The sequence below is a fragment of the Pseudomonas sp. GL_117 genome, from assembly GCF_057835125.1.
On the sequence record NZ_CM174418.1, the window covers coordinates 4,782,628 to 4,807,049 of the forward strand.

Annotated in this window: 23 protein-coding genes; 7 read left to right on the top strand and 16 right to left on the bottom strand. The window is 60.5% G+C overall.

Annotated elements, in window-relative coordinates; genetic code table 11:
• Positions 1 to 39: 39 nt before the first annotated feature.
• On the bottom strand, positions 40 to 1,731 hold the full coding sequence (gene fadD1, locus AC3ISR_RS21725) for a long-chain-fatty-acid--CoA ligase FadD1 (protein ID WP_463984277.1): 1,692 nt from the start codon (positions 1,729 to 1,731) through the stop codon (positions 40 to 42).
• A 392-nt stretch (positions 1,732 to 2,123) separates the two neighbouring features.
• On the bottom strand, positions 2,124 to 3,812 hold the full coding sequence (gene fadD2 / locus AC3ISR_RS21730) for a long-chain-fatty-acid--CoA ligase FadD2 (RefSeq protein WP_192301028.1): 1,689 nt from the start codon (positions 3,810 to 3,812) through the stop codon (positions 2,124 to 2,126).
• Between the two features lie 209 nt (positions 3,813 to 4,021).
• Between fadD2 and AC3ISR_RS21735 the strand changes: the two genes are divergently transcribed.
• Entirely contained in the window at positions 4,022 to 4,966 is a 945-nt protein-coding gene (locus AC3ISR_RS21735; RefSeq protein WP_192301027.1) for an alpha/beta hydrolase, read from the top strand.
• Between the two features lie 57 nt (positions 4,967 to 5,023).
• Entirely contained in the window at positions 5,024 to 5,494 is a 471-nt protein-coding gene (locus AC3ISR_RS21740) for a MaoC family dehydratase (protein WP_010208208.1), read from the top strand.
• 124 nt (positions 5,495 to 5,618) lie between these two features.
• Here AC3ISR_RS21740 and AC3ISR_RS21745 read toward each other — a convergent pair whose 3' ends face one another.
• A complete protein-coding gene (locus AC3ISR_RS21745) occupies positions 5,619 to 6,086 on the bottom strand; it encodes a ferritin-like domain-containing protein (RefSeq protein ID WP_192301026.1) in 468 nt (155 codons plus the stop codon).
• Between the two features lie 205 nt (positions 6,087 to 6,291).
• Here AC3ISR_RS21745 and AC3ISR_RS21750 point away from each other — a divergent pair, with 205 nt between their 5' ends.
• Together AC3ISR_RS21750 and AC3ISR_RS21755 are read left to right on the top strand one after the other, a co-directional pair.
• Positions 6,292 to 6,528 carry a DUF3820 family protein gene (locus AC3ISR_RS21750; protein ID WP_135289383.1) on the top strand — a complete coding sequence of 79 codons (237 nt, stop codon included), beginning with the start codon at positions 6,292 to 6,294 and terminating at the stop codon, positions 6,526 to 6,528.
• A 14-nt stretch (positions 6,529 to 6,542) separates the two neighbouring features.
• Complete coding sequence (locus AC3ISR_RS21755) at positions 6,543 to 7,718, top strand: aminotransferase class V-fold PLP-dependent enzyme (RefSeq protein WP_463984276.1); 1,176 nt, start codon at positions 6,543 to 6,545, stop codon at positions 7,716 to 7,718.
• A 221-nt stretch (positions 7,719 to 7,939) separates the two neighbouring features.
• Here AC3ISR_RS21755 and AC3ISR_RS21760 read toward each other — a convergent pair whose 3' ends face one another.
• Genes AC3ISR_RS21760 through zwf form a run of 3 tightly spaced genes read right to left on the bottom strand, consistent with a single transcriptional unit; the run spans position 7,940 to position 10,789 of the window.
• On the bottom strand, positions 7,940 to 8,605 hold the full coding sequence (locus AC3ISR_RS21760) for a bifunctional 4-hydroxy-2-oxoglutarate aldolase/2-dehydro-3-deoxy-phosphogluconate aldolase (protein ID WP_192301024.1): 666 nt from the start codon (positions 8,603 to 8,605) through the stop codon (positions 7,940 to 7,942).
• Positions 8,606 to 8,622: 17 nt separating this feature from the next.
• Positions 8,623 to 9,336, bottom strand: a complete 714-nt coding sequence (gene pgl / locus AC3ISR_RS21765; RefSeq protein WP_192301023.1) for a 6-phosphogluconolactonase — start codon at positions 9,334 to 9,336, stop codon at positions 8,623 to 8,625.
• Entirely contained in the window at positions 9,323 to 10,789 is a 1,467-nt protein-coding gene (zwf, locus tag AC3ISR_RS21770) for a glucose-6-phosphate dehydrogenase (RefSeq protein ID WP_463984274.1), read from the bottom strand. Before zwf ends, pgl begins: the two co-directional genes overlap by 14 nt.
• Positions 10,790 to 11,007: 218 nt before the next feature.
• On the opposite strand from zwf, the gene AC3ISR_RS21775 reads away from it, so the two are divergent.
• Positions 11,008 to 11,868 (top strand): MurR/RpiR family transcriptional regulator, encoded by an 861-nt coding sequence (locus AC3ISR_RS21775; RefSeq protein WP_177413991.1) that lies wholly within the window; start codon positions 11,008 to 11,010, stop codon positions 11,866 to 11,868.
• Between the two features lie 122 nt (positions 11,869 to 11,990).
• Here AC3ISR_RS21775 and AC3ISR_RS21780 read toward each other — a convergent pair whose 3' ends face one another.
• The 10 genes from AC3ISR_RS21780 to AC3ISR_RS21825 form a co-directional block, all read right to left on the bottom strand.
• On the bottom strand, positions 11,991 to 12,836 hold the full coding sequence (locus AC3ISR_RS21780; protein WP_192301021.1) for a D-hexose-6-phosphate mutarotase: 846 nt from the start codon (positions 12,834 to 12,836) through the stop codon (positions 11,991 to 11,993).
• Between the two features lie 103 nt (positions 12,837 to 12,939).
• On the bottom strand, positions 12,940 to 14,286 hold the full coding sequence (locus tag AC3ISR_RS21785; RefSeq protein ID WP_192301020.1) for a carbohydrate porin: 1,347 nt from the start codon (positions 14,284 to 14,286) through the stop codon (positions 12,940 to 12,942).
• Positions 14,287 to 14,370: 84 nt separating this feature from the next.
• Positions 14,371 to 15,528, bottom strand: a complete 1,158-nt coding sequence (locus tag AC3ISR_RS21790; protein ID WP_192301019.1) for an ABC transporter ATP-binding protein — start codon at positions 15,526 to 15,528, stop codon at positions 14,371 to 14,373.
• A gap of 2 nt (positions 15,529 to 15,530) precedes the next feature.
• Positions 15,531 to 16,376 carry a carbohydrate ABC transporter permease gene (locus AC3ISR_RS21795; RefSeq protein ID WP_124524882.1) on the bottom strand — a complete coding sequence of 282 codons (846 nt, stop codon included), beginning with the start codon at positions 16,374 to 16,376 and terminating at the stop codon, positions 15,531 to 15,533.
• Complete coding sequence (locus AC3ISR_RS21800; RefSeq protein ID WP_192301018.1) at positions 16,369 to 17,277, bottom strand: carbohydrate ABC transporter permease; 909 nt, start codon at positions 17,275 to 17,277, stop codon at positions 16,369 to 16,371. The genes AC3ISR_RS21795 and AC3ISR_RS21800 overlap by 8 nt, the downstream gene beginning before the upstream one ends.
• Positions 17,278 to 17,378: 101 nt before the next feature.
• Positions 17,379 to 18,665 (bottom strand): ABC transporter substrate-binding protein, encoded by a 1,287-nt coding sequence (locus tag AC3ISR_RS21805; protein WP_489324427.1) that lies wholly within the window; start codon positions 18,663 to 18,665, stop codon positions 17,379 to 17,381.
• Between the two features lie 104 nt (positions 18,666 to 18,769).
• Positions 18,770 to 20,029 (bottom strand): D-mannose isomerase, encoded by a 1,260-nt coding sequence (locus AC3ISR_RS21810; protein ID WP_192301016.1) that lies wholly within the window; start codon positions 20,027 to 20,029, stop codon positions 18,770 to 18,772.
• Positions 20,030 to 20,306: 277 nt separating this feature from the next.
• Positions 20,307 to 21,152 (bottom strand): ATPase, encoded by an 846-nt coding sequence (locus AC3ISR_RS21815; protein WP_463984272.1) that lies wholly within the window; start codon positions 21,150 to 21,152, stop codon positions 20,307 to 20,309.
• Between the two features lie 114 nt (positions 21,153 to 21,266).
• Complete coding sequence (locus tag AC3ISR_RS21820; protein WP_192301014.1) at positions 21,267 to 22,265, bottom strand: NAD-dependent epimerase/dehydratase family protein; 999 nt, start codon at positions 22,263 to 22,265, stop codon at positions 21,267 to 21,269.
• A gap of 52 nt (positions 22,266 to 22,317) precedes the next feature.
• Positions 22,318 to 23,211: a LysR family transcriptional regulator ArgP gene (locus AC3ISR_RS21825; protein WP_192301013.1), complete on the bottom strand. Its 894-nt coding sequence runs from the start codon at positions 23,209 to 23,211 to the stop codon at positions 22,318 to 22,320.
• 99 nt (positions 23,212 to 23,310) lie between these two features.
• On the opposite strand from AC3ISR_RS21825, the gene AC3ISR_RS21830 reads away from it, so the two are divergent.
• Together AC3ISR_RS21830 and AC3ISR_RS21835 are read left to right on the top strand one after the other, a co-directional pair.
• Positions 23,311 to 23,712: an ACT domain-containing protein gene (locus AC3ISR_RS21830; RefSeq protein WP_192301012.1), complete on the top strand. Its 402-nt coding sequence runs from the start codon at positions 23,311 to 23,313 to the stop codon at positions 23,710 to 23,712.
• Positions 23,713 to 23,717: 5 nt separating this feature from the next.
• Entirely contained in the window at positions 23,718 to 24,317 is a 600-nt protein-coding gene (locus tag AC3ISR_RS21835) for a LysE/ArgO family amino acid transporter (RefSeq protein WP_192301011.1), read from the top strand.
• Positions 24,318 to 24,422 lie beyond the last annotated feature (105 nt).

Consider the following 24,422-nt stretch of genomic DNA (forward strand, 5'->3'; position numbering starts at 1 on the left):
GCATAAAAAAACCCCGCGTTCGCGGGGTTTTTTAATGCGTTACTTCTTGAGACCGAGCTTTTTCAGCTCTTCATCACGCAACTCACGCCGCAGGATCTTGCCCACGTTGGTCGTCGGCAACGCATCGCGGAACTCAATGACCTTCGGCACCTTGTAGGCCGTAACGTTGGCGCGCATATGCTCCATCACCTGGTCCTTGGTCAGGGTGGCGCCCGGCTTGACCACGATGAAGATCTTGATGATCTCCCCGGACTTCTCGTCCGGCACACCGATGGCCGCGCATTGCAGCACACCCGGCAGGCCTGCCAGCACGTCTTCCAGCTCGTTGGGGTACACGTTGAAGCCCGAGACCAGGATCATGTCCTTCTTGCGGTCGACAATACGCATGTAGCCATCGGGCTGGATGATCGCGATGTCACCGGTCTTCAACCAACCCTCGCTGTCGAGGATCTCGGCGGTGGCATCTTCGCGCTGCCAGTACCCCTTCATCACCTGCGGGCCCTTGACGCACAGCTCGCCGGTTTCGCCCAGCGCCAGCTCGACGCCGTCGTCGGAGATGACTTTGCAGACTGTCGAAGGCACGGGAATGCCAATGGTGCCGATCTGGATGCTCTGGCTCGGATTGACCGTGGCCACCGGACTGGTTTCGGTCATGCCGTAGCCTTCGCAGATGCTGCAGCCGGTCACGGCTTTCCAACGCTCGGCGGCGGCCAGTTGCAGGGCCATGCCGCCCGACAGGGTGACCTTCAGCGCAGAGAAGTCCAGCTTGCGGAACGCTTCGTTGTTGCACAGCGCCACGAACAGCGTGTTCAGGCCGACAAAACCGCTGAACTTCCACTTGGACAATTCCTTGACCATCGCCGGCAGGTCGCGCGGGTTGCTGATCAGGATGTTGTGGTTGCCGATCAGCATCATCGCCATGCAATGAAAGGTGAACGCATAGATGTGGTACAGCGGCAGCGGCGTGATCAGGATCTCGCAGCCCTCATTGAGGTTCGAGCCCATCAGCGCCTTGCATTGCAGCATGTTGGCGACAAGGTTGCGGTGGGTGAGCATCGCGCCCTTGGCCACGCCGGTGGTGCCGCCGGTGTATTGCAGCACGGCCACATCACTGCTGGCGGGGTTGGCGTCGCTGACCGGCTGGCCCTGCCCCTTGGCCAGCACATCGTTGAACTTGATCGCCTTGGGCAAGTGATAAGCCGGGACCATTTTTTTCACGTACTTGATGACGCTGTTGATCAGCAGACGCTTGAGCGGCGGCAACAGGTCGGCGACTTCGGTGACGATCACATGCTGGACGGCGGTCTTGGGCACGACCTTTTCCGCCAGGTGCGCCATGTTGGCCAGGCAGACCAAGGCCTTGGCACCGGAGTCGTTGAATTGGTGTTCCATTTCCCGCGCGGTGTACAGCGGGTTGGTGTTGACCACGATCAAGCCGGCCCGGATGGCACCGAACACGGCGACCGGGTACTGCAGGACGTTGGGCAGTTGCACGGCGATGCGGTCGCCGGGCTTCAAGTCGGTGTGCTGTTGCAGGTACGCGGCGAAAGCACCGGACAATTCGTACAACTCACCGTAGGTGATTGTCTTGCCCAGGTTGCTGAAAGCCGGTTTGTTGGCGAAGCGCTGGCAGGACTGCTTCAGTACCGCCTGAATATTCGGATACTCGTCTGGATTGATTTCTGCAGCAATCCCGGCGGGGTACTTATCCTTCCAAAAGTCTTCGTTCATGGAAGCCCACTCCTCAGCGACGCGAATTCATCATCGCATTTGATGCGATTATTATTGGTGTATGTTTTTTTAAGGTGAATCTGGCGCTTTCAAGCAGGCCGAGACGTCACAAAGCGCGCCGAGAGTAGCAGCTTTGCCAAGGGCCGACTAGAGCCAAACGCGGGCCCTACAGTCATATTCGCGACTGTCCTACAATATTTGGTCACACTATAAACAGCACTTAATTTGCCTCGGGAAAGGCTCTGGAATAAGGCTTTGAGGACACCGAACAGCAAATGTGGGAGCGGGCTTGCTCGCGAATGCGGTGCATCAGTCTACATATCTGGTGACTGGTACACCGCATTCGCGGGCAAGCCCGCTCCCACATTTTTTGATTGCATTTCAATTCGGGGTCAGGCGATGTCGCGCAGTTCCCGCCGCAAGATTTTCCCTACAGGAGTCATCGGCAACGACTCACGCAACACAATATGCTTGGGCACCTTGTAGCCGGTGAAGTTGGTCTTGCAGTACGTCTTCAATTCCTCAAGGCTCACACCCTGGGCGCGGGCGACCACGAACAGCTTCACCGCCTCCCCCGTGCGCTCGTCCGGCACGCCGATCACCGCGCAGTTGGCCACCGCCGGGTGCGCCATCACCACATCTTCGATCTCGTTGGGGTACACATTGAAGCCCGAGACAATGATCAGGTCTTTCTTGCGGTCGACGATGCTGACAAAGCCATCGGTGTCGATCACCGCAATGTCGCCGGTCTTGAGCCAGCCTTCGGCGTCGAGCGTCTCGGCGGTGGCCACCGGCTGCTGCCAGTAGCCCTTCATGACCTGCGGACCCTTGATGCACAACTCGCCGCGCTCGCCCAAGGGCAATTCGCGGCCTTCGTCATCAATGACTTTCATCGCCGTGCCCGGCACCGGAATGCCCACGGTGCCCAACCGCGATTGGCTGCCGTAGGGGTTGGTGCTGGCGACCGGCGACGTTTCCGTCAGCCCGTAGCCCTCGCCGATAGTGCAGCCGGTCAGCGCTTTCCAGCGCTCCGCAGTGGCCTTGACCAGCGCGGTGCCACCGGAGTTGGTGATCTTGAGGTGGGAGAAATCCAGGGTCTTGAAGTCCGGATGATCCATCAATGCCACAAACAGCGTGTTCAACCCCAGCAGGCAGGAGAAGCGCCACTTCTTCAACTCCTTGATAAAGCCGCCGATGTCGCGCGGATTGGTGATCAGCACGTTGTGGTTGCCGGTCACCATCATGCACATGCAGTTCGCCGTGAATGCATAGATGTGGTACAGCGGCAGCGGCGCGATCATCACTTCCTGCCCCTCGCGCACCAGCGGCTGACCGTCGTCGTTGACCTGGGACATGCACGCCCGCGCCTGCTGCATGTTCGCCACAAGGTTGCCGTGGGTGAGCATCGCGCCCTTGGCCAGGCCGGTGGTGCCGCCGGTGTATTGCAGCACTGCGATGTCGTCCAGGGTCACGGGATGGCGGATCACGCCCAGGCCTGCGCCCATGCGCAACGCACGCTTGAAGGAAACGGCGCGCGGCAGGCTATAGGCCGGGACCATTTTCTTGACCTTGTCGACCACGGTGTTGACCAGCCAGCCTTTGGCAGCGGGCATGAAATCGCCCATCTTGGCTTCGATCAGGTAGTCGATCTCGGTATCGGCGCACACTTCCTGCACCCGCGAACCGAACAGGTTGAGGTAGACCAGCGCACGCACGCCGGCGTCCTTGAACTGGTGGCGCATCTCGCGTGGGGTGTACAGCGGGTTGGTGTTGACCACGATCAGCCCGGCGCGCAGGGCGCCGAACACGGCAATCGGATAATGCAGCACGTTGGGCATCTGCACCGCAATGCGCTCGCCGGGCTTGAGGTCGGTGTGCTGTTGCAGGTAGCCGGCGAACGCCGCACTTTGGCGCTCCAGCTCGGCGTAGGTCAGGGTGATACCCATGTTGCTGAACGCCGGACGGTCGGCAAAGGTCTTGCAGGAACGCTCGAAGACTTCGATCACCGACTTGTAAGAGGTGAGGTCGATGGCATTGGGAACGCCCGCGGCGCGTTTGTCATTCCAGAAATCAGGTTGCATTATTCTTGTCCTCTTACCTGAGTGTGTCCGGCCGCTTTTGCACTGCATACAAAGCGGAGCTTTGGGGACGTTAGCAGCTATGGCCAAACAGGCAAATACAGGAAAGAGCGTCATTAATTGCGTGAATCTTCCTACAAGGCCCTGCACTGATCAGACGCTTCCCGTGGGATGAGCTATACACTGCAACGACCCCGAGCAAAGGAACCGCCATGAACCACAGCACCTTCTGGCTGACCGCGAATGACCACAGCCGCCTGTACGTCAATCAATGGCTGCCGGACGGCCCCGCCAAGGCGATGATCATGCTGTCCCACGGCATGGCCGAGCACAGCGGGCGCTATGCGCGCCTGGCACAGGCACTGTGTGCGGCGGGCTACGGCCTGTATGCACCGGACCAGCGTGGCCACGGCCGCACCGCCGACGAAGGCACCCTGGGCCTGTACGCCGAGCACGACGGCTGGAACAAAGTGGTGGGCGACCTCGCCAGCCTCAACCAGCATATCGGCCAGCAGCATCCGGGGCTGCCGATCATTCTGCTGGGCCACAGCATGGGCAGCTACATCGCCCAGGCCTATCTGCTGCATCACAGCGCCAGCCTGAGCGGCGCGGCTCTGAGCGGCTCGAATTTCCAACCCGTGGCGCTGTACCGCGCCGCCCGGGTGATCGCGCGCATCGAGCGGGCCCGCCAGGGCCTGCGCGGGCGCAGTGCGTTGATCGACTTCCTGTCGTTCGGCTCATTCAACAAAGCGTTCAAACCCAACCGTACGGCCTTCGACTGGCTCAGCCGCGACCCGGCGGAAGTCGACAAGTACATCAACGACCCGCTCTGCGGTTTCCGCTGCACCAACCAGCTGTGGGTCGACCTGCTCGGCGGCTTGCAGCAAATCAGCAAAGCGTCCAATCTCGCGCAGATCGATCCGGGCCTGCCGATCCTGGTGACCGGCGGCGAATGTGATCCGGTGAGTGAGGGCAAGCGTCTCACCCATCTGGCCAACGCCCTGCGTGAAGCCGGCTGCCGCCACGTGCAACTGACGATCTACCCGCAGGCGCGCCATGAAGTGTTCAACGAAACCAACCGTGACCAAGTCACCGCCGACCTGCTGACGTGGCTCGACCAGGCCCTGACCCTGCACAGGCCGGCCCGCTGCGAATAATGTTTGCTTTAGAATCAGCCGATTAAATTACCGATTAGCCACAGGATGCACCTTTAGATGACCCAGGTAACCAACACCCCGTACGAAGCCCTTGAAGTCGGCCAGACCGCCAGCTACAGCAAATTGGTGGAAGAGCGCGACATCCAGCTGTTCGCCGCGATGTCCGGTGACCACAACCCGGTGCACCTGGACGCCGAATACGCCAAGGCGACCATGTTCAAGGAGCGTATCGCCCACGGCATGTTCAGCGGTGCCCTGATCAGCGCGGCGGTAGCCTGCGAATTGCCTGGGCCGGGCACTATCTATATCGGCCAGCAGATGAGCTTTCAGAAGCCGGTGAAGATCGGCGACACCCTGACCGTGCGCCTGGAAATTCTCGAAAAACTGCCGAAATTCCGCGTACGCATCGCCACGCGGGTGTTCAACCAGCGCGATGAGTTGGTGGTGGATGGTGAAGCGGAGATTCTGGCACCGCGTAAGCAGCAGGTGGTGACGCTGACCGAATTGCCGCCGATCAGCATTGGCTGAAATCTACACAATACAAATGTGGGAGCGGGCTTGCCCGCGAAAGCGGTGGATCAGTCACCAACACTGTGACTGAGAGACCGCATTCGCGAGCAAGCCCGCTCCCACATTCGTTACAACCTAAGGCTTACGACTGGGCGCGAGCCTGGTTACGCAGCGCCTTCACCTGGTCGTGGTTACGTTGCACGCCGTGGTACTGACGCTCAACCAGGTCACGAATGCCCAACAGGTTGTGCTTGTTGATCTTCTCGATCGCTTCTTTGTAAGCCTTCAGTGCGTGGTCTTCACCGCGCTCGGCTTCGTTCAGTACCGCCTCTTCATCCTTGCCGGTGAGCATCGACTTCACGTCGACCCAGCCACGGTGCAGTGCGCCGGCAACGCTGCCGGAATCTTCCGGATCGCCACCCAAGGCACGCACGGCAGTCTTCAGCTCGGCAGCAGCAGTGGCGCAGTCGGCGGAACGCTTGGCGAACAACGCTTTGAGCTCTGGGTGCTTGATGTCTTCAGCGCACTCTTTGAAACCCTTTTGACCGTCGATGCTGGTTTCAATCAGGTCGTTCAGTACGGAGATCGATTCTTTGGTGATGTCAGTCATTTTCCAATTCCTTGTACGGGTTAAGAGGTTGTCTTAATGATTGCAGCGCCCGTGCCAGTTTTTTCAATAACAACTTTTCCTTTGTTTTCAATAACTTAAAAATATTTGAACCATCTGTATGTACGTTATTTGCATGATCTGTCAATTGGCCTTCATGCAGAATGCCTGTATTTTCAGGGCTCTCGACTCATTCGTCTGAAGCCCCATGAACCCCGAAAAACTCGAACTGCTGATCACCCGCCAAATGCCCTTCGGCAAGTACAAGGGCCGGATCATCGCCGACCTGCCCGGCCCCTACCTGAACTGGTTTGCCCGAGAAGGTTTCCCCCACGGCGAACTGGGCGGGCTGCTGGCATTGATGCAGGAAATCGACAGCAACGGCCTGGCCGAATTGCTCGAACCGTTGCGTGTAAAACACGGCAAGCCCGCCCCCCGCCATTAAGAAAGAACCCCGCCATGCCAAGGAATGCCGATAACGAGCAACACTGGACCGCCATTGCCAGGCGCTATGAGCTGGAGCCTGGCCCGATCAATCTGGAAAACGGCTATTTCGGACGCATGAGCCGCGTCGTGCGCGCGCAGTATCTGGAACACGTGGCGTTTATCAACCGCAGCAATTCCCTGCATGTGCGCCAGCGTTTCGAGCAGGGCGAAAACGTCGAGATCCGCCGCCAACTGGCTGAGCTGATCAACGTCGACCCCGAGTCGGTCGCCTTCACCCGCAACGCCACCGAGGCCTTGCAGTCGGTGATCCGTAACTACAACCGCCTGGAGCCGGGGGATCAGGTGTTGATCAGTGACCTGGAGTACGACACGGTCAAAGGCGCCATGCGCTGGTTGGCCGGGGTTCGCGGCGTGGAGGTGATCGAACTGTCCCACGCGCACCCGGCGAGTTTCGACAGCCTGCTGCGGACATATCGCGATGCGTTCGCGCAATACCCACGTTTAAAGCTGATGGCGCTGACCCACGTCACCCATCGCACTGGCCTGGTGATGCCGGTCGAGGCGATCGCCAAGGCGGCGCGTGAATATGATGTGGATGTGATCCTCGACGGCGCTCACGCCCTGGGCCAGATCGACTTCAACCTCGCCGAACTGGGCATTCAGTTCGCCGGTTTCAATCTGCACAAATGGATCGGCGCGCCGCTGACCCTGGGTTTTCTGTACATCGCGCCCGAGCGCCTGGCCGACATCGACCCGGACATGGGCGAGTTTCACTACCCGCCCAGCGACGTGCGCGCACGCACGTCCTACAGCACACCGAATTTTCCGGCGCTGATGACCTTGCCCTCGGTGTTTGAGGAGCATCGAAGCCTGGGAGGCTCGGCGGCCAAGGGCGCGCGGGTGAATTACCTGCGTGACCTGTGGGTGAGCAAGGTGCGGCCGCTGGCGGGGGTTGAGGTGCTGACGTCGGATGATCCGCGCCTGTATTGCGGGATTACGGCGTTCAAGTTTGTCGGAAGGGACCAGCAGGCGATGGCAGATCGTTTACTCAAGGACTACAACCTGTTTACCACCACACGGGTGGGCGCGGCGTTTGGGACCTGCATTCGGGTGACGCCGGGGTTGGTGACGTCGGCTGCGGATATCAATGTCTTGGTCACCGCCATCGCCGAACTCAACGCCGATTAAAACTGTGGGAGCGGGCTTGCTCGCGAATGCGGTGTGTCAGCAATACATCTGCAAGCTGAACCACCGCATTCGCGAGCAAGCCCGCTCCCACACAAGCCCATTCCAACCCAAGGATTTACGCTGGCCTGAAAGGGTTTCTGCAGGCAAAAAAAAGCGGTACACCGACCAAGTGCACCGCAAAAATGCCGTCAAGCACAGCAACAACGATTCGATGAATCAGATCAATCCAGCAGCGCCAGCGCCTCGGCGGTGACTTCCTGAATGCGGGCCCAGTCGCCGTTCTTGATCCACTCAGGATCAAGCATCCAGCTACCGCCCACGCACATCACGTTTTTCAACGCCATGTAGCTTTTGATGTTGGCCGGACCAACGCCGCCGGTCGGGCAGAATTTCACTTCGCCAAACGGGCCGCCCAGGGCCTTGATTGCCGCGACGCCGCCGCTGACTTCAGCCGGGAACAGCTTGAAGCGGCGATAACCCAGCGCATAGCCTTCCATGATCCCGGAGGCGTTGCTGATGCCCGGCAGCAGCGGGATTGCGCTGTGTACCGAGGCTTCCAGCAGGTCGCGGGTGATGCCTGGGGTGACGATAAATTGCGAGCCGGCGACTTCGGCCGCTTCGAGCATATGGCGATCCAGCACGGTGCCAGCACCGGTGCACAGTTCCGGCCGTTGCTCGCGCAGCACCTGAATGGCCTTGAGGCCGAACTGCGAACGCAGGGTCACTTCCAGCGCGGTCAAACCACCGGCGGCCAGGGCATCGGCCAGCGGCAGGATGTCCTGTTCGCGGGCGATGGTGATCACCGGCAGGATCCGCGCCTTGGCGCAGAGGCTGTCGATCAGGGCAACTTTATCCGCCATGGACACGGTCGGTTGAGGGCTTTTCATAGCGGCTGATCCTTGGCTCATGGGCACCAGTAAATCTCTAATGTGGGTTGCAAAAACGCGCGAATCGGCATGGCAGCGATGTCGTCACCGGCCAGTGCAGCGCTCAAGGTCGTCAATTTCGAACTGCCGGAAATCGACAGTACGGTGTAGTTCGCCGAAGCCAGCAGCGCGCGACTCATGGTCAGGCGCTGGTGGGGTACGGTCGGCGCCAGCATCGGCCAGCAACGGCGCGTGCCGTCCGGCTGCAAGGCTTCGCTCAGGTTCGGGCTGTTGGGAAACAGCGACGCGGTGTGACCGTCATCGCCCATGCCCAGCACCAACACGTCAATCGCCGGCAATTCCGCCAGCAGGCGATCGGCCTGCTCGGCAGCGTCTTCAAGATTGGCCGCGGCGCTGTACAGGCTCAGGAATTTGGCCTTGGCCGCCGGGCCTTGCAGCAAGTACTGCTTGAGCAGACCGGCGTTGCTGTCGGCGTGTTCCACCGGCACCCAGCGTTCGTCGGCCAGGGTGATCGTCACCTTGGACCAGTCCAGGCCTTGCTTGGCCAGGTTCTGGAAAAACGCCACGGGGCTACGGCCACCGGACACCACCAACGTGGCTTCGCCACGGGCGCTGATGGCCGCACGCAATTGCTCGGCCACGTCATTGGCCAGGCCTTGCGCCAACAGCACCGGCGTACGGTACTCGTGCGGCGTGACGCCCTGGGGCAGTTTCAAATCAGATATCGCCATACCACGACCTCCCATCCCGCGTGATCAATGCAATGGAGCTCATCGGCCCCCAGGAACCCGCCGCGTACGGCTTGGGCGCATCACCGGATTTTTTCCACCCGGCGATCAACTGGTCACACCACTTCCACGCGGCTTCGATTTCATCTTTACGCACAAACAGGTTCTGATTGCCGCGCATCACTTCGAGCAACAACCGCTCGTAGGCATCGGGAATCCGTGCGCTGCGATAGGTGTCGGAAAAATTCAGTTGCAGCGGCCCGCTGCGCAGTTGCATGCCCTTGTCCAGGCCCTGCTCCTTGGTCATTACACGCAAGGAAATACCTTCGTCCGGTTGCAGGCGGATGATCAGCTTGTTACTGATCTGCAAGCGCTGCTCGGGGGCGAAGATGTAGTGGGACGGTTCCTTGAAGTGGATAACGATCTGCGACAGCTTTTGCGGCATGCGCTTGCCGGTGCGCAAGTAGAACGGCACCCCGGCCCAACGCCAGTTGCGGATGTCGGCACGCAGGGCGACGAAGGTCTCGGTGTCGCTCTGGGTGTTGGAATTCTCTTCTTCGAGGTAACCCGGCACCGGCTTGCCAGCGCTGTAGCCGGCAATGTACTGGCCGCGCACAACCTGGGTGGTCAGGCCTTCCGGGCTGATCGGCGCCAGGGCCTTGAGCACCTTGACCTTCTCGTCACGGATACTGTCGGCGGACAGGTCAGCCGGCGGGTCCATGGCGATCAGGCAAAGCAGTTGCAGCAAGTGGTTCTGGATCATGTCGCGCAGCTGGCCGGCCTTGTCGAAGTAGCCCCAACGGCCTTCGATGCCAACCTGCTCGGCGACGGTGATTTCCACGTGGGAAATGTAGTTCTGGTTCCACTGGGTTTCGAACAGGCTGTTGGCGAAACGCAGGGCGATCAGGTTCTGGACGGTTTCTTTGCCCAGGTAGTGGTCGATGCGGTAGGTGCGGTTTTCCGGGAAGAACTGCGCCACGGCATCGTTGACCTTGCGCGAGGATTCCAGGTCCGAGCCGATGGGTTTTTCCAGCACCACGCGGGTGTTTTCCGCCAGGCCGGCCTTGGCCAGGTTTTCGCAGATCGCACCGTACACCGCCGCCGGGGTGGCGAAGTAGGCGATCAGACGTTGTTCGTGGCCGACTTTTTCCGCCAGGGCGACGTAGTCATCGGCGTTCTTGAAGTCGACGTGGACGTAGGTCAGGCGGGCCAGGAAACGTTGGGCGATGGTTTCGTCCAGTTCCTTGCCGACGTAGCTGCGCAGTTCTTTTTCGATATGGGCCAGGTGCTGTTGCTCGGTCCCGGCTTCACGGGCCAGGGCCAGGATGCGGGTGTCGTCGTGCAAGAGCCCGGCGCCATCGAGTTGATAGAGGGCAGGAAATAACTTGCGCAGCGCCAGATCACCCAAGGCGCCAAACAGGGCAAAGGTGCAGGGTTCTACGGTTATCGAAGGCATGATGTTTGTTCTTTTATCAAGTTAAGCTACAAATACCTTTTTTCAAGGCATCACTCAAGGAAAAATGTAGTAATAACCACAACATTTTCCCGAAATACGCATTGCGAGTGGTGGTGTTCAGCTACCCTCAGTAGGATAGGCCACCGCAAAAGACCACTGGTCGATTGGTTGCCACCCTTATTTGCATCGTCGCCCGAAGGAAAGACTGAATGGACCGCGTGCGAAATCTTCTGGAACAGATCCAGAACCGCCTCGAAGAATTGAACAAGGCCGAGAAAAAAGTCGCCGAGGTCATCCTGCTCAACCCGCAGCAGGCGACCCGCTTCTCTATCGCCGCCCTCGCCCAAGCCGCCTCGGTCAGTGAACCGACGGTCAACCGTTTCTGCCGTTCGTTCGGCGTCAGCGGCTACCCTGAACTGAAATTGCAACTGGCGCAAAGCCTGGCCAGCGGTGCTGCGTATGTCAGCCGCGCCGTGGAGGCCGATGATAACCCCGAGGCCTACACCCAGAAGATCTTTGGCAGCGCCATCGCGTCCCTGGACAGCGCCTGCCAGGCCCTGGACCCGAACTTGATCAGCAAGGCCGTGGACCTGCTGATCCAGGCGCGGCAGATCCACTTCTTCGGCCTCGGCGCTTCGGCACCGGTGGCGATGGACGCGCTGCACAAGTTCTTCCGCTTCAACCTGTCGGTCACCGCCCACGCGGACGTGCTGATGCAGCGCATGATCGCGTCGGTGGCGCATACGGGCGAGCTGTTCGTGATCATTTCCTACACCGGGCGTACCCGTGAGCTGGTGGAAGTGGCACGTATCGCCCGCAGCAACGGCGCCTCGGTGCTGGGCGTGACCGCCGAGAACTCACCATTGGCCAAGGCCAGTACGGTGAGCCTGAATATTCCGCTGCCGGAAGATACGGACATCTATATGCCGATGACCTCGCGGATCATTCAGTTGACGGTGCTGGATGTGCTGGCGACAGGCATGACGCTGCGCCGTGGGGTGGATTTCCAGCCCCATCTGCGCAAGATCAAAGAGAGCTTGAATGACAGCCGGTATCCGGTTGGAGATGAGTTCAACTAAGGCTGGAATCTCTACCAGCTGTACCGGCCTCTTCGCGAGCAAGCCCGCTCCCACATTTTGATTTGTGAACACATTCAAATGTGGGAGCGGGCTTGCTCGCGAAGGGGCCCGCAGCCACACCGCTACACCCTAGCCCTGGCCTGCAGACTCAAATGCGCCCGCTCCCCCGGCGCCAAACTGGCAGCGGCCATTGCCGACTCCACGCACACAAACCCCGACGCCTCGTTGAAGCTCACGCCCAACAGCGGACGACTGCCCGGATGCCACACCACGGTGTCGGCGCTGTCGCCGGTATCGATGCACAGTTCGCGCTGCCAGGCGTGGTCCTTGAGCTGCAATTCACCGTCATGCTGGAACACCCGCTGGCAGCCGCCGTCCACCCGCAACTCACCTTCCTGCTGGCAAGCCTGGCGACTGAGCTGGTCATAACCTTGCGCGCCGTCGAGCCCAGACAGCGCTACCTCATCAACGTGACCAATACGCCAGTAGGCGTGCAAAGCATGGCTCAACTGACACGGCAGTTCGTCCTGATGCTCGGTGCTCAGGCGCAGTTCCAGGGTGTCGCCCAGGTGTGCGTGCAGGTCGACCTGCCAATCGCACAACTGCAGTTGCCAGTGCAGACGCACACCGTCGTCGTCGGTGCTGCTGTCGAGCAGTTTCCAGTCGATCAGCCGCGCCCAGCCGTGGGATGGCCACGCGTTCTCGCTGGGATGACGGCCATACCACGGCCAGCACACCGGCACGCCACCACGGATCGCGCCGACTTGCGGCCACTTCGCCGCACACCACAGCCAGGGTTTTTGCCCCGTGGGTTGAAAGTGCAACAGTTGCGCGCCCTGACGACTGAACACCGCCTGGCACAGCGGGTGGTCGATCACCAATACGTCGCGCATCTGAAAGCGCTCCCAGGCGAACACTGGACGTTCGCGCAGGGATTTGAAAAAGCGTTGCAGCGGTTGCTCATGCATTTGCCACTGTCCTGAAGGTCTTCACAGTGCTGCGCAAAAAAAAGCGGATAGCCATGGCTACCCGCAAAATGCGCACAGAGAGAAGGAGCTTATCGCAACAACGTTAGAACGTAGACTGAATTTTCAGGCCAGCCACCAACGCGTTGTCGACTTTGTCCACGCCGCCAGGTTGCACGACGTATTGCAGGTTGGGACGCACGGTCAGCCAGTTGGTGACGTGGAAACCGTAGTTGATTTCAAAGTTGTACTCGGTCTCGCGGATCGGCGTGTACAGCGGGTTGTCGTAGTCGCTCACGCCATTGGAGGCGTTGAGCAGCTCGGCGTTTTTCTTCACGTCATTGTTGACGTGCAGACGCGCCGCACCGATGCCGACGTCATCTTTTGGACGCGCGTCGAACGGACCTTTGTACACCAGCATCAACGACTGGTAGTTGTCGACGGTGTTGGTTTCCTTGTCGTGGAACGTGGCGTTGGCCGCGATGTTCAGACCACGGGAAGCGTCGCCGTTGTGGGTGGTGAGCTGCTGCTGGGCAACGAACCAGTAGCCTTTTTTGCTGCTGTGGGTACGGTAGGCCGCGCGCGTGGTAGCCGCATCGTTACCGTTCACGTCTTCACGCACGTCGGAGGCATCAGCCGCGCTCTTGTAGTAACCCACACGGTATTCGCCCGGCAGGTTATTGACCTTCGGCGACCAGACCAATTCCACCGGGATAACGGTGCCTTTGGTGCCGCTGCCGCTGAGCTTGAAGCCGTTGCCGTGCTCCAGCTGCGACGGGTTCTGGTTGTACGCACCGATTTGCGCGTACAGCTCAGGATTGATGTGGTACTTCACGCGGATCGCAGCCTGGCTGACCGGCCAGTTGTACCAGGTGCTCACATAGTTACCGACCTGGGAACCGCAGAACGACAGGTTCTGGAAGTCGCACGGGAAGGTGTTGAAGTCTTCGCCTTCACCGAAGTAACCGAGCTTCACGTCCAACTTGTTGTCGAACATCTGGTGCTGGATCCAGAACTGGGTCAGACGCACCATGTGGCCACGGCCGTAGACTTCCATCGACGAACTCAGCGTGCCGGCACGCGGGTCGCCGATGCGATCGTTGGAGATGTTCTGGCCATTACGGTTGGTCAACTGGATCTTGGCCTGGGTGTTGTCCCAGCCCCACAGTTTTTGCAGGTCCAGCGCGACGCCCAAGCCGAACTGGTCGGAGTAGCGACCGGTCTTGTCGGTGTTGTAGCCGCCGTGGGCGTTGTAGCCCATTTCGCCTACGTAGTCAGCCTTGATGTCAATACCTTGCTCGATCAGCTTGGTCCGTTCGCCGCCCCAATCGCCGGTCATCCACTTGGAATCGGCGCTGAATGCTTCGTCCGCCATCGCATTGGCGGACAAAACCAGGGCTGCTGCCGCTGACAGTTGGCAGATCAGCCGGGTAGTGTTGTGTTGCTTTTTCATCCCTACATCCTCGTCTTTATTGTTATTAAACTGTTTTTATCTAACGCGGGTTACTTTTTTATCAAAAACAACAACTTAACTGCTTCAGCGGCCTTTGAATTGGGCCACATTGTCGGCATGCCCCTGTGCGGGCAATGAAGAAGCAGTGCCCAGACGCTCGCCGGTATTGGCGTCGAACAGCAATACCTTGGATGGATCAAATTGCAGGGTCAGGGTCTCGCCCACCTGCGGGGCCACGTCGGGCGCCAGGCGGCAGCAGACCTTGGTGTCATTGAGTTGCACGAATACCAGGGTGTCCGGGCCGGTCGGTTCGGTGACCTGCACTTCGGCGCGGATGCTCGAACCGTTGCCCTCGCCCGCCGCCAGCAGGATCTGCTCGGGGCGCAGGCCAAGGATCACGTCACGGTCTTCAAGACCGGCGTCGGTCACGTTCAGCACCAGCTCGCAACGGGCCTGGCCGCTGTCGAGCAGGGCCACCAGACGACCGTCCTTGCGTTGCAGGCGCAGGGGCACGAAGTTCATCGGCGGCGAACCGATAAAGCTCGCCACGAACTGGTTGGCCGGGTTGTTGTAGATGTCTTTCGGCGTGCCGAACTGCTGAATGATGCCGTCCTTCATCACCGCCACTTTGTCGCCCAGGGTCATCGCTTCGATCTGGTCGTGGGTGACGTAGACGGTGGTGGTTTTCAGGCGCTGGTGCATCAGTTTCATTTCGGTGCGCATCTCGACGCGCAGCTTGGCGTCGAGGTTGGACAGCGGTTCGTCGAACAGGTAGATCTTCGGCCGCCGCGCCAGGGCACGGCCCATGGCCACACGTTGTTGCTGACCACCGGAGAGTTGGCCCGGCTTGCGGTTGAGCAGGTGTTCGATCTGCAACAGCTTGGCCACGCGTGCCACTTCGGCGTCGATGTCGGCCTGGGGCATCTTGCGGATCTTGAGGCCGAATTCGATGTTCTCGCGCACGCTCATGGTCGGGTACAGCGCGTAGGACTGGAACACCATGGCGATGTCGCGATCCTTGGGGCTCATGCCGCTGACGTCCTGGTCGCCGATCATGATCGCGCCGCCAGTGATGGTTTCCAGGCCGGCGATGCAGTTCATCAGCGTGGATTTACCGCAACCCGAAGGGCCGACCAGGATGAGGAATTCGCCTTCCTTGATCGACAGTTCGATGTTCTTCAAGGTGTCGGGCAGGCCGGGGCCATAGGTCTTGTTTACATTGCGAAGTTCAAGCGTAGCCATGATTACCCCTTGACCGCGCCGGCCGTGAGGCCGCGCACGAAATACTTGCCTGCGATCACATAGACCAGCAGGGTCGGCAGCCCGGCGATCATCGCCGCCGCCATATCCACGTTATATTCCTTGGCCCCGGTGCTGGTGTTGACCAGGTTGTTCAGCGCCACCGTGATGGGCTGGGAGTCGCCGCTGGAGAACACCACGCCGAACAGGAAGTCGTTCCAGATCTGGGTAAATTGCCAGATCAGGCAGACCATGATGATCGGGGTCGACATCGGCAGAATGATCCGACGGAAGATGGTGAAGAAACCTGCACCGTCCAGGCGTGCGGCCTTGACCAGCGCATCCGGAATGCTCACGTAGTAGTTACGGAAGAACAGCGTGGTGAACGCCAGCCCGTAGACCACATGAATAAACACCAGGCCGGTGGTGGTGCTGGCCAGGCCCATCTTGCCAAGGGTGAACGACGCGGGCAGCAGCACGGTCTGGAACGGCAGGAAGCAGCCGAACAACAGCAAGCCGAAGAATAACTGCGAACCTTTGAAGCGCCAGAACGACAGCACATAGCCGTTCAACGCACCGATGGCCGTGGAGATCAGCACGGCCGGCACAGTGATCTTGATCGAGTTCCAGAAGTAACCGTCTACCGTGGCCCAGGCCTTGACCCAGCCGATGCCGGTGACCACGGTCGGCCAGCTCAGCAGGTTGCCGTTGCTGATGTCATCCGGGGTCTTGAAGCTGGTGAGCAACATCACCACCAGCGGCACCAGGTACAGCAGCACCGCGAGGATCAGCACCGCGTAGATCGCGACGCGACTCAAGCTGATGGCAGGTTTGGAGGCGAGACTAGTCATGGCGTTTGGTCCTCAGCTCGGAGTAGAGGTAAGGCACGATGATCGCAAGGATCGCACCGAGCATCAGGATGGCACTGGCCGAGCCCATGCCCATCTGGCCACGGCTGAAGGTGAACGAGTACATGAACATCGCCGGCAGGTCGGACGAGTAGCCCGGCCCACCTGCGGTCATCGCCGCCACCAGGTCGAAGCTCTTGATCGCAATGTGCGCCAGGATCATCACGGCACTGAAGAACACCGGACGCAGGCTGGGCAGCACCACGCTCCAGTAGATGCGCGGCAGGCTGGCGCCATCGATCTGTGCGGCGCGGATGATCGATTGATCAACCCCACGCAGGCCCGCGAGGAACATCGCCATGATGAAACCCGAGGCTTGCCACACCGCAGCGATTACCAGGCAATAGACCACGCGATCCGGGTCGATCAGCCAGTCGAGACGGAAGCCTTCCCAGCCCCAGTCCCGCAGGAGTTTGTCCAGGCCCATGCCCGGGTTGAGCAGCCACTTCCAGGCCGTACCCGTAACGATCATCGAGAGCGCCATCGGGTACAGGTAAATGGTGCGGATAAAACCTTCACGACGGATACGCTGGTCGAGAAACACCGCCAGCAGAACACCAATCACCAGGGTGATGCCGATAAACATGCCGCCAAACAGCGCCAGGTTTTTGCTCGCGACCCACCAGCGGTCGTTGTCGAACAGGCGCTCATATTGCGCCAACCCCGCCCACTTGTAGCTGGGCAGGAAAGTGGATGTGGTGAACGACAGCACAAACGTCCACAGGATGTAGCCGTAGAAGCCCACCAGTACGATGAACATGCTCGGCGCCAGCACCAGTTTCGGTAGCCAGCGCTGCAGTGCATCGAACGGCGAGGCTTTGCTGAACACAGCAACAGAACTCATGGGGAAATCCAATGAAAGAGTGAGGGCAGCTGCAAGTTACAAGCTATAAGCGGCAAGAGAGGTTGCAAACCACTTGCAGCTAATAACTTGCAGCTTGTCGCTTACTTGGCCGACTTGATCGCAGCGCCCAGTTTCTTGGCGGTGTCGGCCGGGTCGGCTTTCGGGTCGTTGAGGAAGTTGGTCACGACATCAAAGAACGCGCCTTGCACCGCCAGGTTGGTGGCCATGTTGTGCGCCATGCTTGGCTGCAGGCCGCCGGTCTTGGCGTCGGCCAGGAAGTCCTTGGCAGCGGTCTGGGCGCAGGAGTCGAAGCCGAGCTTGTCCATGTTGTTCAACATGTCGTTACGCACCGGGATCGAGCCTTTGTTGATGCTGAAGACCTTCTGGAAGTTTTCACCCAGCACGACTTTGGCAATGTTCTGCTGGCCAGCGGCAGTGCCTTTGTCTTTCTGCTTGAACACCGCCAGGGAGTCGATGTTGTAGGTGAAGGCTTTCTCGGTGCCCGGGAAGGCGACGCACTCGTAGTCCTTGCCCGCGACTTTCTTGGCGGCGGTCCACTCGGACTTGGCCCAGTCACCCATGATCTGCATGCCGGCCTTGCCGTTGATGACTTTGCCGGCTTCGAGGTTCCAGTCCTGGCCTTTGCCGTCGACGTCCATATAGGTCGCGACTTTTTTCAGCTCGGTGAGCGACTTGACCATTTCCGGGCCCGTCAGCGCAGCGTTGTCCAGGTCGACCAGGGCTTTCTTGTAGCCGTCGGCTCCCATCACCGACAGGACGACGGCTTCGAACACCGTGCTGTCCTGCCAAGGCTGGCCGCCGTGGGCGAGCGCAATGAAACCGGCAGCCTTGAGCTTGTCGCCGGCTGCGTAGAATTCTTCGAGGGTGGTCGGGTTCTTGGTGATGCCGGCTTTCTTGAAGACTTCCGGGTTGATCCACAGCCAGTTGACGCGGTGGATGTTCACAGGTACGGCGACGTAGTCACCGTCGAACTTCACGGTATCGGAGACTTTTTTGTCGAGCAGGGAATCCCACTTTTCGTCTTTGGCCACGCCTTTCAAGACGTCGGTGTCGAGCAGGCCAGTGGACGCCCATTCCTGGATGTCGGGACCTTTGATCTGGGCAACGCCGGGTGGGTTGCCCGCAACTGCGCGGCTTTTCAGCACAGTCATGGCCGTGGCACCACCGCCACCGGCGACGGCACCGTCTTTCCAGGTGAAACCGTCTTTCTCAACTTGGGCCTTCAGGACATCCACTGCCGCTTTCTCACCGCCAGAGGTCCACCAATGCACCACTTCAACCGTACCTTTGGAGTCGGCGGCAAATGCACTGAGGGGAAACAACGAGGCAATGGAAATAGCGACGGCGAGGCGATTAATCGCGTTCATCTGAGTACCTTTTTTTGTTGTTATGCATGCAAGTCTAGAGCTTGCGCTGCACGGAGTTTAAACATGGATATTTAGGGCGCAGGTAACAAAGGGACGTACAAATGTCACCAGCTGGTGACATAAGACCCCGCCCCCAATGCACTGGCCATGCTTGGCGCCAACGGTAGCGCAGGCAGCAGCACCGCTTGCCAGGCATGGTACAGGTCCGGCTTGCCAGCCCAGATCGTGCTGCTGGGTTGGTTGTGCGGGCTGAGCTCGTGGTGCCAGCTGCCGTGGATGCGGTCGATGAAATGGGTTTCGCAGAACTCCCAGAAACGCCGATACCAGGTTTCGTAGTGCAACTCACCGGTGCGTTTGAGCAAGGCCTGGGCTGCGGCGCTGGCTTCGGCGTGGGTCCAGTGCAGGCGCTCACGCACCACCGGGCGCTGGTTCCAGTCCAGGGTGTAGACAATGCCGGGCGCACCATCGACCGCCCAAGCGTATTCGCAGGCGCTGGCGAACAGGCCTTTGGCGTCGGTCAACAACCAGTCCGGCGTGACCAGCCCAGCGCGCAGGCGCGAGGCCTCCAGGTGCAGCACCAGCCGCGCCCACTCGAACCCATGGCCAGGAGTGATGCCGTAGGGGCGGAAGCCGTCGGCGCGATTGTCTTCGTTGTAATCCAGCAGGGGCTGCCAGTGGGCGTCGAAATGTTCGATCACCATGTACTGGTTGCCGGCGGCGTGGGTGTGGATCACCCGCTCGACGATCCGCAGCGCGCGGTCCAGCCAACGCGTGTCACCGGTTACATCGGCCAGGGCGAGGAAGGCCTCGGTGGCGTGCATGTTGCTGTTGGCGCCGCGATAGGCTTCGACGCCACTCCAATCCTGGGCAAAGGTTTCGAGCATGACGCCCTCCTCCTCGTTCCAGAAGCACTGGTCGATGATGTGGATCGCGTCGTTTAGCAGGGCCTGGGCACCGGGAACACCGGCCACCACCGCGGAGCTGGCGGCCAGGGCGACAAAGGCGTGCAGGTAAGCAGCCTTGCCACGGTTGCCATCGAGGGCGCGGGGCGTGGCGAACCAGCCACCGTGCTGCGCATCCTTCAGCGAACCACTGAGGGCCGCGACACCGTGGGCCACCCACTCGGCGTAACCCGGCAGGCCAAGGGCGTAGGCCATGGCAAAGCTGTGGGTCATGCGGGCAGTGTTCATGGTTTCGGCGTGGGCATCGGCCGGCAGTTGGCCTCTGTCGTCCAGGTTGCCGAAACCGTCGGGCAGGCGCGCGGCCTTGGCGAATGCCAACAGACGCTGGCCTTCGGCGGCAAGCCAGGCGTGATGGGCAGGCGCGTTCAGCCAACTGCTGGCAGGCAGTGGTTGGGTGGTCATGGGTGGCCCTTATTATTGTTTATGGGGTGACCGGAGTCTAAACAAGGGCAGGATGGGGGCAAGTAACGAAGGGGATGGGAAATGTCACCAAGCGGTGACGATGCGGCCAAGAGCACTATTTAACTCTTGGCCCCAGTACAAAAATGTGGGAGCGGGCTTGCTCGCGAAAGCGGTGGGTCAGTCAACGGATTCATTGGCTGATTCACTGCGTTCGCGAGCAAGCCCGCTCCCACACAAGCTTGCTCCCACATTTAAATCGTTTTACACGCCGGTGGGATCACTGCCCCAACGGTGTGACCCTCGCCGGCGCATTAAGCTGTTGCTGCAGGTTCTGCACCTGGCTCTGCAAGGTGGTGATGTTGCGGGTGGTCTGGATGCGGAACACATCAAACTCTTTATTGGTCGGCGCATCGCTGCTGGCCGGCTGGTTTTCCTGGGCGCTCTTGAGCACCACCAGGTCCTGCTCCAAACGGGCAATGGCCGCACTCGGGTTACCTTGTTTCTTCAGTGCGGCTACATCGGCGGCCAGCTCCTTGAACTCGGCATCGCGCTTGGCCGCCTCACCTTGTGCCGCCTTCAAGCCTGCCACGGCGTCGGTCAAGGCCTGCACCTGGCCTTGCAGCTTGCTGTTGGCGCTCGACAGTTCGGTGGTGCTGGCGGTCATGGCCGCCAGGCGCTTGTCGAGCTCGGTGGCCTGACCGGCCACGCCGACCTGCTGCTTGCCCTGCTCCAGCAACTGGGTCTCCAACTGGCGGATCTGCAACTTCAACGCTTCACTGCCGTTGTTCACACTGGCCTCACTGGCGACGACCTTGCCGGAAATATCCTGCAGGCGCCCCGCCGCTTCTTCGCTGATGCGCGCAAAGCTTTCCTGGGTGGCGACCAGTTGCTGACCCATCAGGGAAATCTGCTGGAAGCTCCACCAGGCCAGCCCGGCGAAGGCGAAGAGCAGCGCGCCGATCAGGGCCCACAATGGCCCGGTGCTGGCGCTCTTGACCTTGACCACCTTCGTGTTGCGCGAACGCACCGAGGTGGCGGGAGTCGGTTCGAAATCATCGTCATCCCCTACATCGGCCCGCAGGCTGGGAACGTCGTCGAAATCGTCTTTGGCATCGTTACGCATGAATCAACCCTGAATCGGTGAGGTGGCGAGCGACGGGAGTATAAACCGCAGTCCTGTCGCTCTGATCGACCCGGAACCACGAATTCGGTTCCCGATGTGTTGCCTGTTGTGACCTTACTTGAGCCCCGAATCCTGGGCCTTCCACCAGCCGCAGAACTCGTCGAGGGCGGTCCACAGGCTGACCTTGGGCTCGTAGTCCAGATAATGCCTGGCACGGCTGATGTCGAGGGTGAAATCTTTGTTCATCACTTGCATGCCCAGACGCGACAGCGCCGGTTCCGGGCGGCCGGGCCACATCGCGCAGAACGCTTCGTTCAACGCCGCAACGCCGTAGGACAAGCCGTAGGACCGGTAACGCTTCACCTGCGGCAGTTCCATTTGACGCATCACATAGTTCACCACATCCCACACCGGCACCGGGGCACCGTTGCTGATGTTGTAGGCCTTGCCCAACGCCGAACCTGTGGCGAGCAAACTGCTGAGCAGCGCTTCGTTGAGGTTGTGCACGCTGGTGAAATCAACTTTGTTCAAACCGTCGCCGACGATGGCCAGGCGGTTCTTGCGCTGCATTTTCAACAGGCGCGGGAAGATGCTCATGTCGCCGGCGCCCGTCACGAAACGCGGGCGCAGCGCCAGCACTTCGAGGCCAAACTCCTGGGCGCCGAACACCTTCTGCTCGGCCAGGTATTTGGTCGCGGCGTAAGGATGCTTGAAACGCTTGGGGACTTGCTCTTCGGTCAACCCGAGGTGGTCGCGCCCATCAAAGTAGATCGACGGCGACGACAGGTGCACCAACCGGCCGACACGCTGTTTAAGGCAGGCCTCGACGACGTTTTCAGTCACCAGCACATTGCCCTGGTAGAAGTCCTGATACTTGCCCCACAACCCGACGGCGCCCGCGCAATGCACCACGGCTTCAACGTCGCGGCACAGTTCGCGTACCAGGTCGGCATCATTCAAATCACCCTGGATAAACTCGGCACCGCGCCTGACCAGGTGCTCCACACCTTCGGCGCGTCGCCCGTTGACCCGCACGTCGAGGCCCTGCTCCAGGGCGAAACGCGCAAAGCGTCCGCCGATGAAGCCGCTTGCGCCGGTGACCAGAATTTTCATGTATTACCCCATGTTCTTTCATTTTTCATCGCTGTTGCCTTGACGCCCGCTGTCAGTCCAACGGCACCAGCCATTGGCCACACGCCTGGGCCAGATGGTCGGTCAACAAGCCCAGCAGTTGCCCGCCACTGCGCCAATGATGCCAGTACAGCGGCACATCGATGGGCTTATCTGGCAATAACTCCACCAGCACGCCCTTTTCCAACTGGTCGCGCACCTGTAATTCCGGCACCAGGCCCCAACCGAGCCCGGCCTCCGTCAGGCGAATGAAGCCTTCGGAAGATGGGCATAAATGGTGTTCGAAACCACCGTCCACACCAAGCGAAGCCAGGTAACGGTGTTGCAGGAAATCATCCGGACCGAACACCAGCGCCGGAGTGCGCGCCAGTTGATCGGCACGTACCCCTCCGGGAAAGTGCCGGGCGATAAACGCCGGACTGGCCAGCGCACGATAGCGCATGGCGCCGAGCAACAGGCTGCGGGCCCCGGCTACCGGGCGCTCGCTGGCGCAGATACAGGCCGCCACTTCACCGGCGCGCATGCGTTTGAGGCCGACGGTCTGATCCTCCACCACCAGGTCCAGCAGCAAATGCTGCTCGGCACAAAACGCGCTGACCGCCTCGGCCCACCAGGTGGCAAGGCTGTCGGCGTTCAAGGCGATGCGCAGGCGTTCGGGCATGCCCTCTGCGTCCAGCGCCGGCACCTGGCTTTGCAGGTCGCGCTCCAGCAGGCGCACCTGTTGCACATGGTTAAGCAGGCGCCGGCCGATGTCGGTGGGCGTCGGCGGCGTGGCCCGCACCAGCACCGGCTGGCCGATGCGTGCTTCAAGCAGCTTGATGCGCTGGGAAATCGCCGATTGCGACAACCCCAGCACTTGGGCGCCGCGTTCAAAGCCGGCCTGTTCCACCACCGCTGCCAGGGCGGAAAGCAATTTATAGTCGAACATCAGTTTCTCTAATGAGCGATCAGCAATATTGGTTTTTCTTATACAGCTTCGCCCGTGAGAATGACCAGCATTGCTTCTCCCTATTCAAGGAATTCTCACATGACTGGCGAAACCGCCCTGGCGACCCTGCTAAGTAGCATGAGCCCGCAGTTGAATGACGGCGACTATGTGTTCTGCACCCTGCCCGACCACCGCATCCCGGCGGGCTGTGAAGTGATCGGCAGCTTTCGCGAACAGGAAGGCCTGACGCTGATTGTTAAGCGCGAGCAAGCCGAACAGGCAGGATTGCAATTCGACTACGTGGCCGCCTGGATCACCTTGAACGTGCATTCGTCCCTGGAGGCTGTCGGCCTCACCGCCGCCTTTGCCAGCGCGCTGGGCCAGGCCGGAATCAGCTGCAATGTGATTGCCGGTTATTACCACGATCACCTGTTCGTCGGCCGCGCCGATGCCGAGCGTGCCTTGCAGGTGCTACGGCAACTGGCGGCGGACGCGGAGTAAATCCTATGTGGCAAAGCTATGTGAACGGCCTGTTGGTGGCCCTCGGTTTGATCATGGCCATCGGCACCCAGAACGCCTTCGTGCTGGCGCAAAGCCTGCGCCGCGAACACCATTTGCCCGTCGCAGCGTTGTGCGTGGTATGCGACGCGTTGTTGGTGGCCGCGGGGGTGTTCGGCCTGGCCACGGTGCTGGCGCAAAACCCGCTGCTGCTGGCGATTGCCCGCTGGGGCGGCGCGGCATTCCTGTTGTGGTATGGCACCCTGGCACTGCGTCGGGCATTTTCGAGCCAAAGCCTGGAGCAGGGCGGCAAACTCAAGGTGCGTTCGTTGCGCGCGGTGATGCTCAGTGCCTTGGCGGTGACGCTGCTCAATCCCCATGTGTATCTGGACACGGTATTGCTGATCGGCTCACTGGGCGCGCAACAAACCGAACCCGGTGCCTACGTGGCTGGGGCGGCCAGTGCGTCCTTCCTGTGGTTCGCCACCCTGGCCCTCGGTGCGGCATGGTTGGCGCCGTGGCTGGCACGCCCGGCCACCTGGCGCCTGCTGGACCTGTTGGTGGCGGTGATGATGTTCAGCGTGGCCTATCAATTGATCGCCGCCTGACGAATATTCCAAAACGCTCTGGAACCTCTATCCCACACAGTTGTTGCGTGGTTTTGCCGCACCCCCGGTGCTATGATCCGGACCCTGCGCCGCAAAGAGTACAAA

Bases quoted from the DNA above. Each gene is read 5' to 3' on its own strand.
- AC3ISR_RS21745 (WP_192301026.1), bottom strand. From the start codon at position 6,086: ATGACTGACATCACCAAAGAATCGATCTCCGTACTGAACGACCTGATT.
- fadD1 (WP_463984277.1), bottom strand. From the start codon at position 1,731: ATGAACGAAGACTTTTGGAAGGATAAGTACCCCGCCGGGATTGCTGCA.
- AC3ISR_RS21815 (WP_463984272.1), bottom strand. From the start codon at position 21,152: ATGCGTAACGATGCCAAAGACGATTTCGACGACGTTCCCAGCCTGCGG.
- AC3ISR_RS21755 (WP_463984276.1), top strand. From the start codon at position 6,543: ATGCCAAGGAATGCCGATAACGAGCAACACTGGACCGCCATTGCCAGG.
- AC3ISR_RS21760 (WP_192301024.1), bottom strand. From the start codon at position 8,605: ATGAAAAGCCCTCAACCGACCGTGTCCATGGCGGATAAAGTTGCCCTG.
- AC3ISR_RS21805 (WP_489324427.1), bottom strand. From the start codon at position 18,665: ATGAACGCGATTAATCGCCTCGCCGTCGCTATTTCCATTGCCTCGTTG.
- AC3ISR_RS21820 (WP_192301014.1), bottom strand. From the start codon at position 22,265: ATGAAAATTCTGGTCACCGGCGCAAGCGGCTTCATCGGCGGACGCTTT.
- AC3ISR_RS21810 (WP_192301016.1), bottom strand. From the start codon at position 20,029: ATGACCACCCAACCACTGCCTGCCAGCAGTTGGCTGAACGCGCCTGCC.
- pgl (WP_192301023.1), bottom strand. From the start codon at position 9,336: ATGGCGATATCTGATTTGAAACTGCCCCAGGGCGTCACGCCGCACGAG.
- fadD2 (WP_192301028.1), bottom strand. From the start codon at position 3,812: ATGCAACCTGATTTCTGGAATGACAAACGCGCCGCGGGCGTTCCCAAT.
- AC3ISR_RS21750 (WP_135289383.1), top strand. From the start codon at position 6,292: ATGAACCCCGAAAAACTCGAACTGCTGATCACCCGCCAAATGCCCTTC.
- AC3ISR_RS21790 (WP_192301019.1), bottom strand. From the start codon at position 15,528: ATGGCTACGCTTGAACTTCGCAATGTAAACAAGACCTATGGCCCCGGC.
- AC3ISR_RS21735 (WP_192301027.1), top strand. From the start codon at position 4,022: ATGAACCACAGCACCTTCTGGCTGACCGCGAATGACCACAGCCGCCTG.
- AC3ISR_RS21825 (WP_192301013.1), bottom strand. From the start codon at position 23,211: ATGTTCGACTATAAATTGCTTTCCGCCCTGGCAGCGGTGGTGGAACAG.
- AC3ISR_RS21835 (WP_192301011.1), top strand. From the start codon at position 23,718: ATGTGGCAAAGCTATGTGAACGGCCTGTTGGTGGCCCTCGGTTTGATC.
- zwf (WP_463984274.1), bottom strand. From the start codon at position 10,789: ATGCCTTCGATAACCGTAGAACCCTGCACCTTTGCCCTGTTTGGCGCC.
- AC3ISR_RS21740 (WP_010208208.1), top strand. From the start codon at position 5,024: ATGACCCAGGTAACCAACACCCCGTACGAAGCCCTTGAAGTCGGCCAG.
- AC3ISR_RS21795 (WP_124524882.1), bottom strand. From the start codon at position 16,376: ATGACTAGTCTCGCCTCCAAACCTGCCATCAGCTTGAGTCGCGTCGCG.
- AC3ISR_RS21800 (WP_192301018.1), bottom strand. From the start codon at position 17,277: ATGAGTTCTGTTGCTGTGTTCAGCAAAGCCTCGCCGTTCGATGCACTG.
- AC3ISR_RS21780 (WP_192301021.1), bottom strand. From the start codon at position 12,836: ATGCATGAGCAACCGCTGCAACGCTTTTTCAAATCCCTGCGCGAACGT.
- AC3ISR_RS21830 (WP_192301012.1), top strand. From the start codon at position 23,311: ATGACTGGCGAAACCGCCCTGGCGACCCTGCTAAGTAGCATGAGCCCG.
- AC3ISR_RS21785 (WP_192301020.1), bottom strand. From the start codon at position 14,286: ATGAAAAAGCAACACAACACTACCCGGCTGATCTGCCAACTGTCAGCG.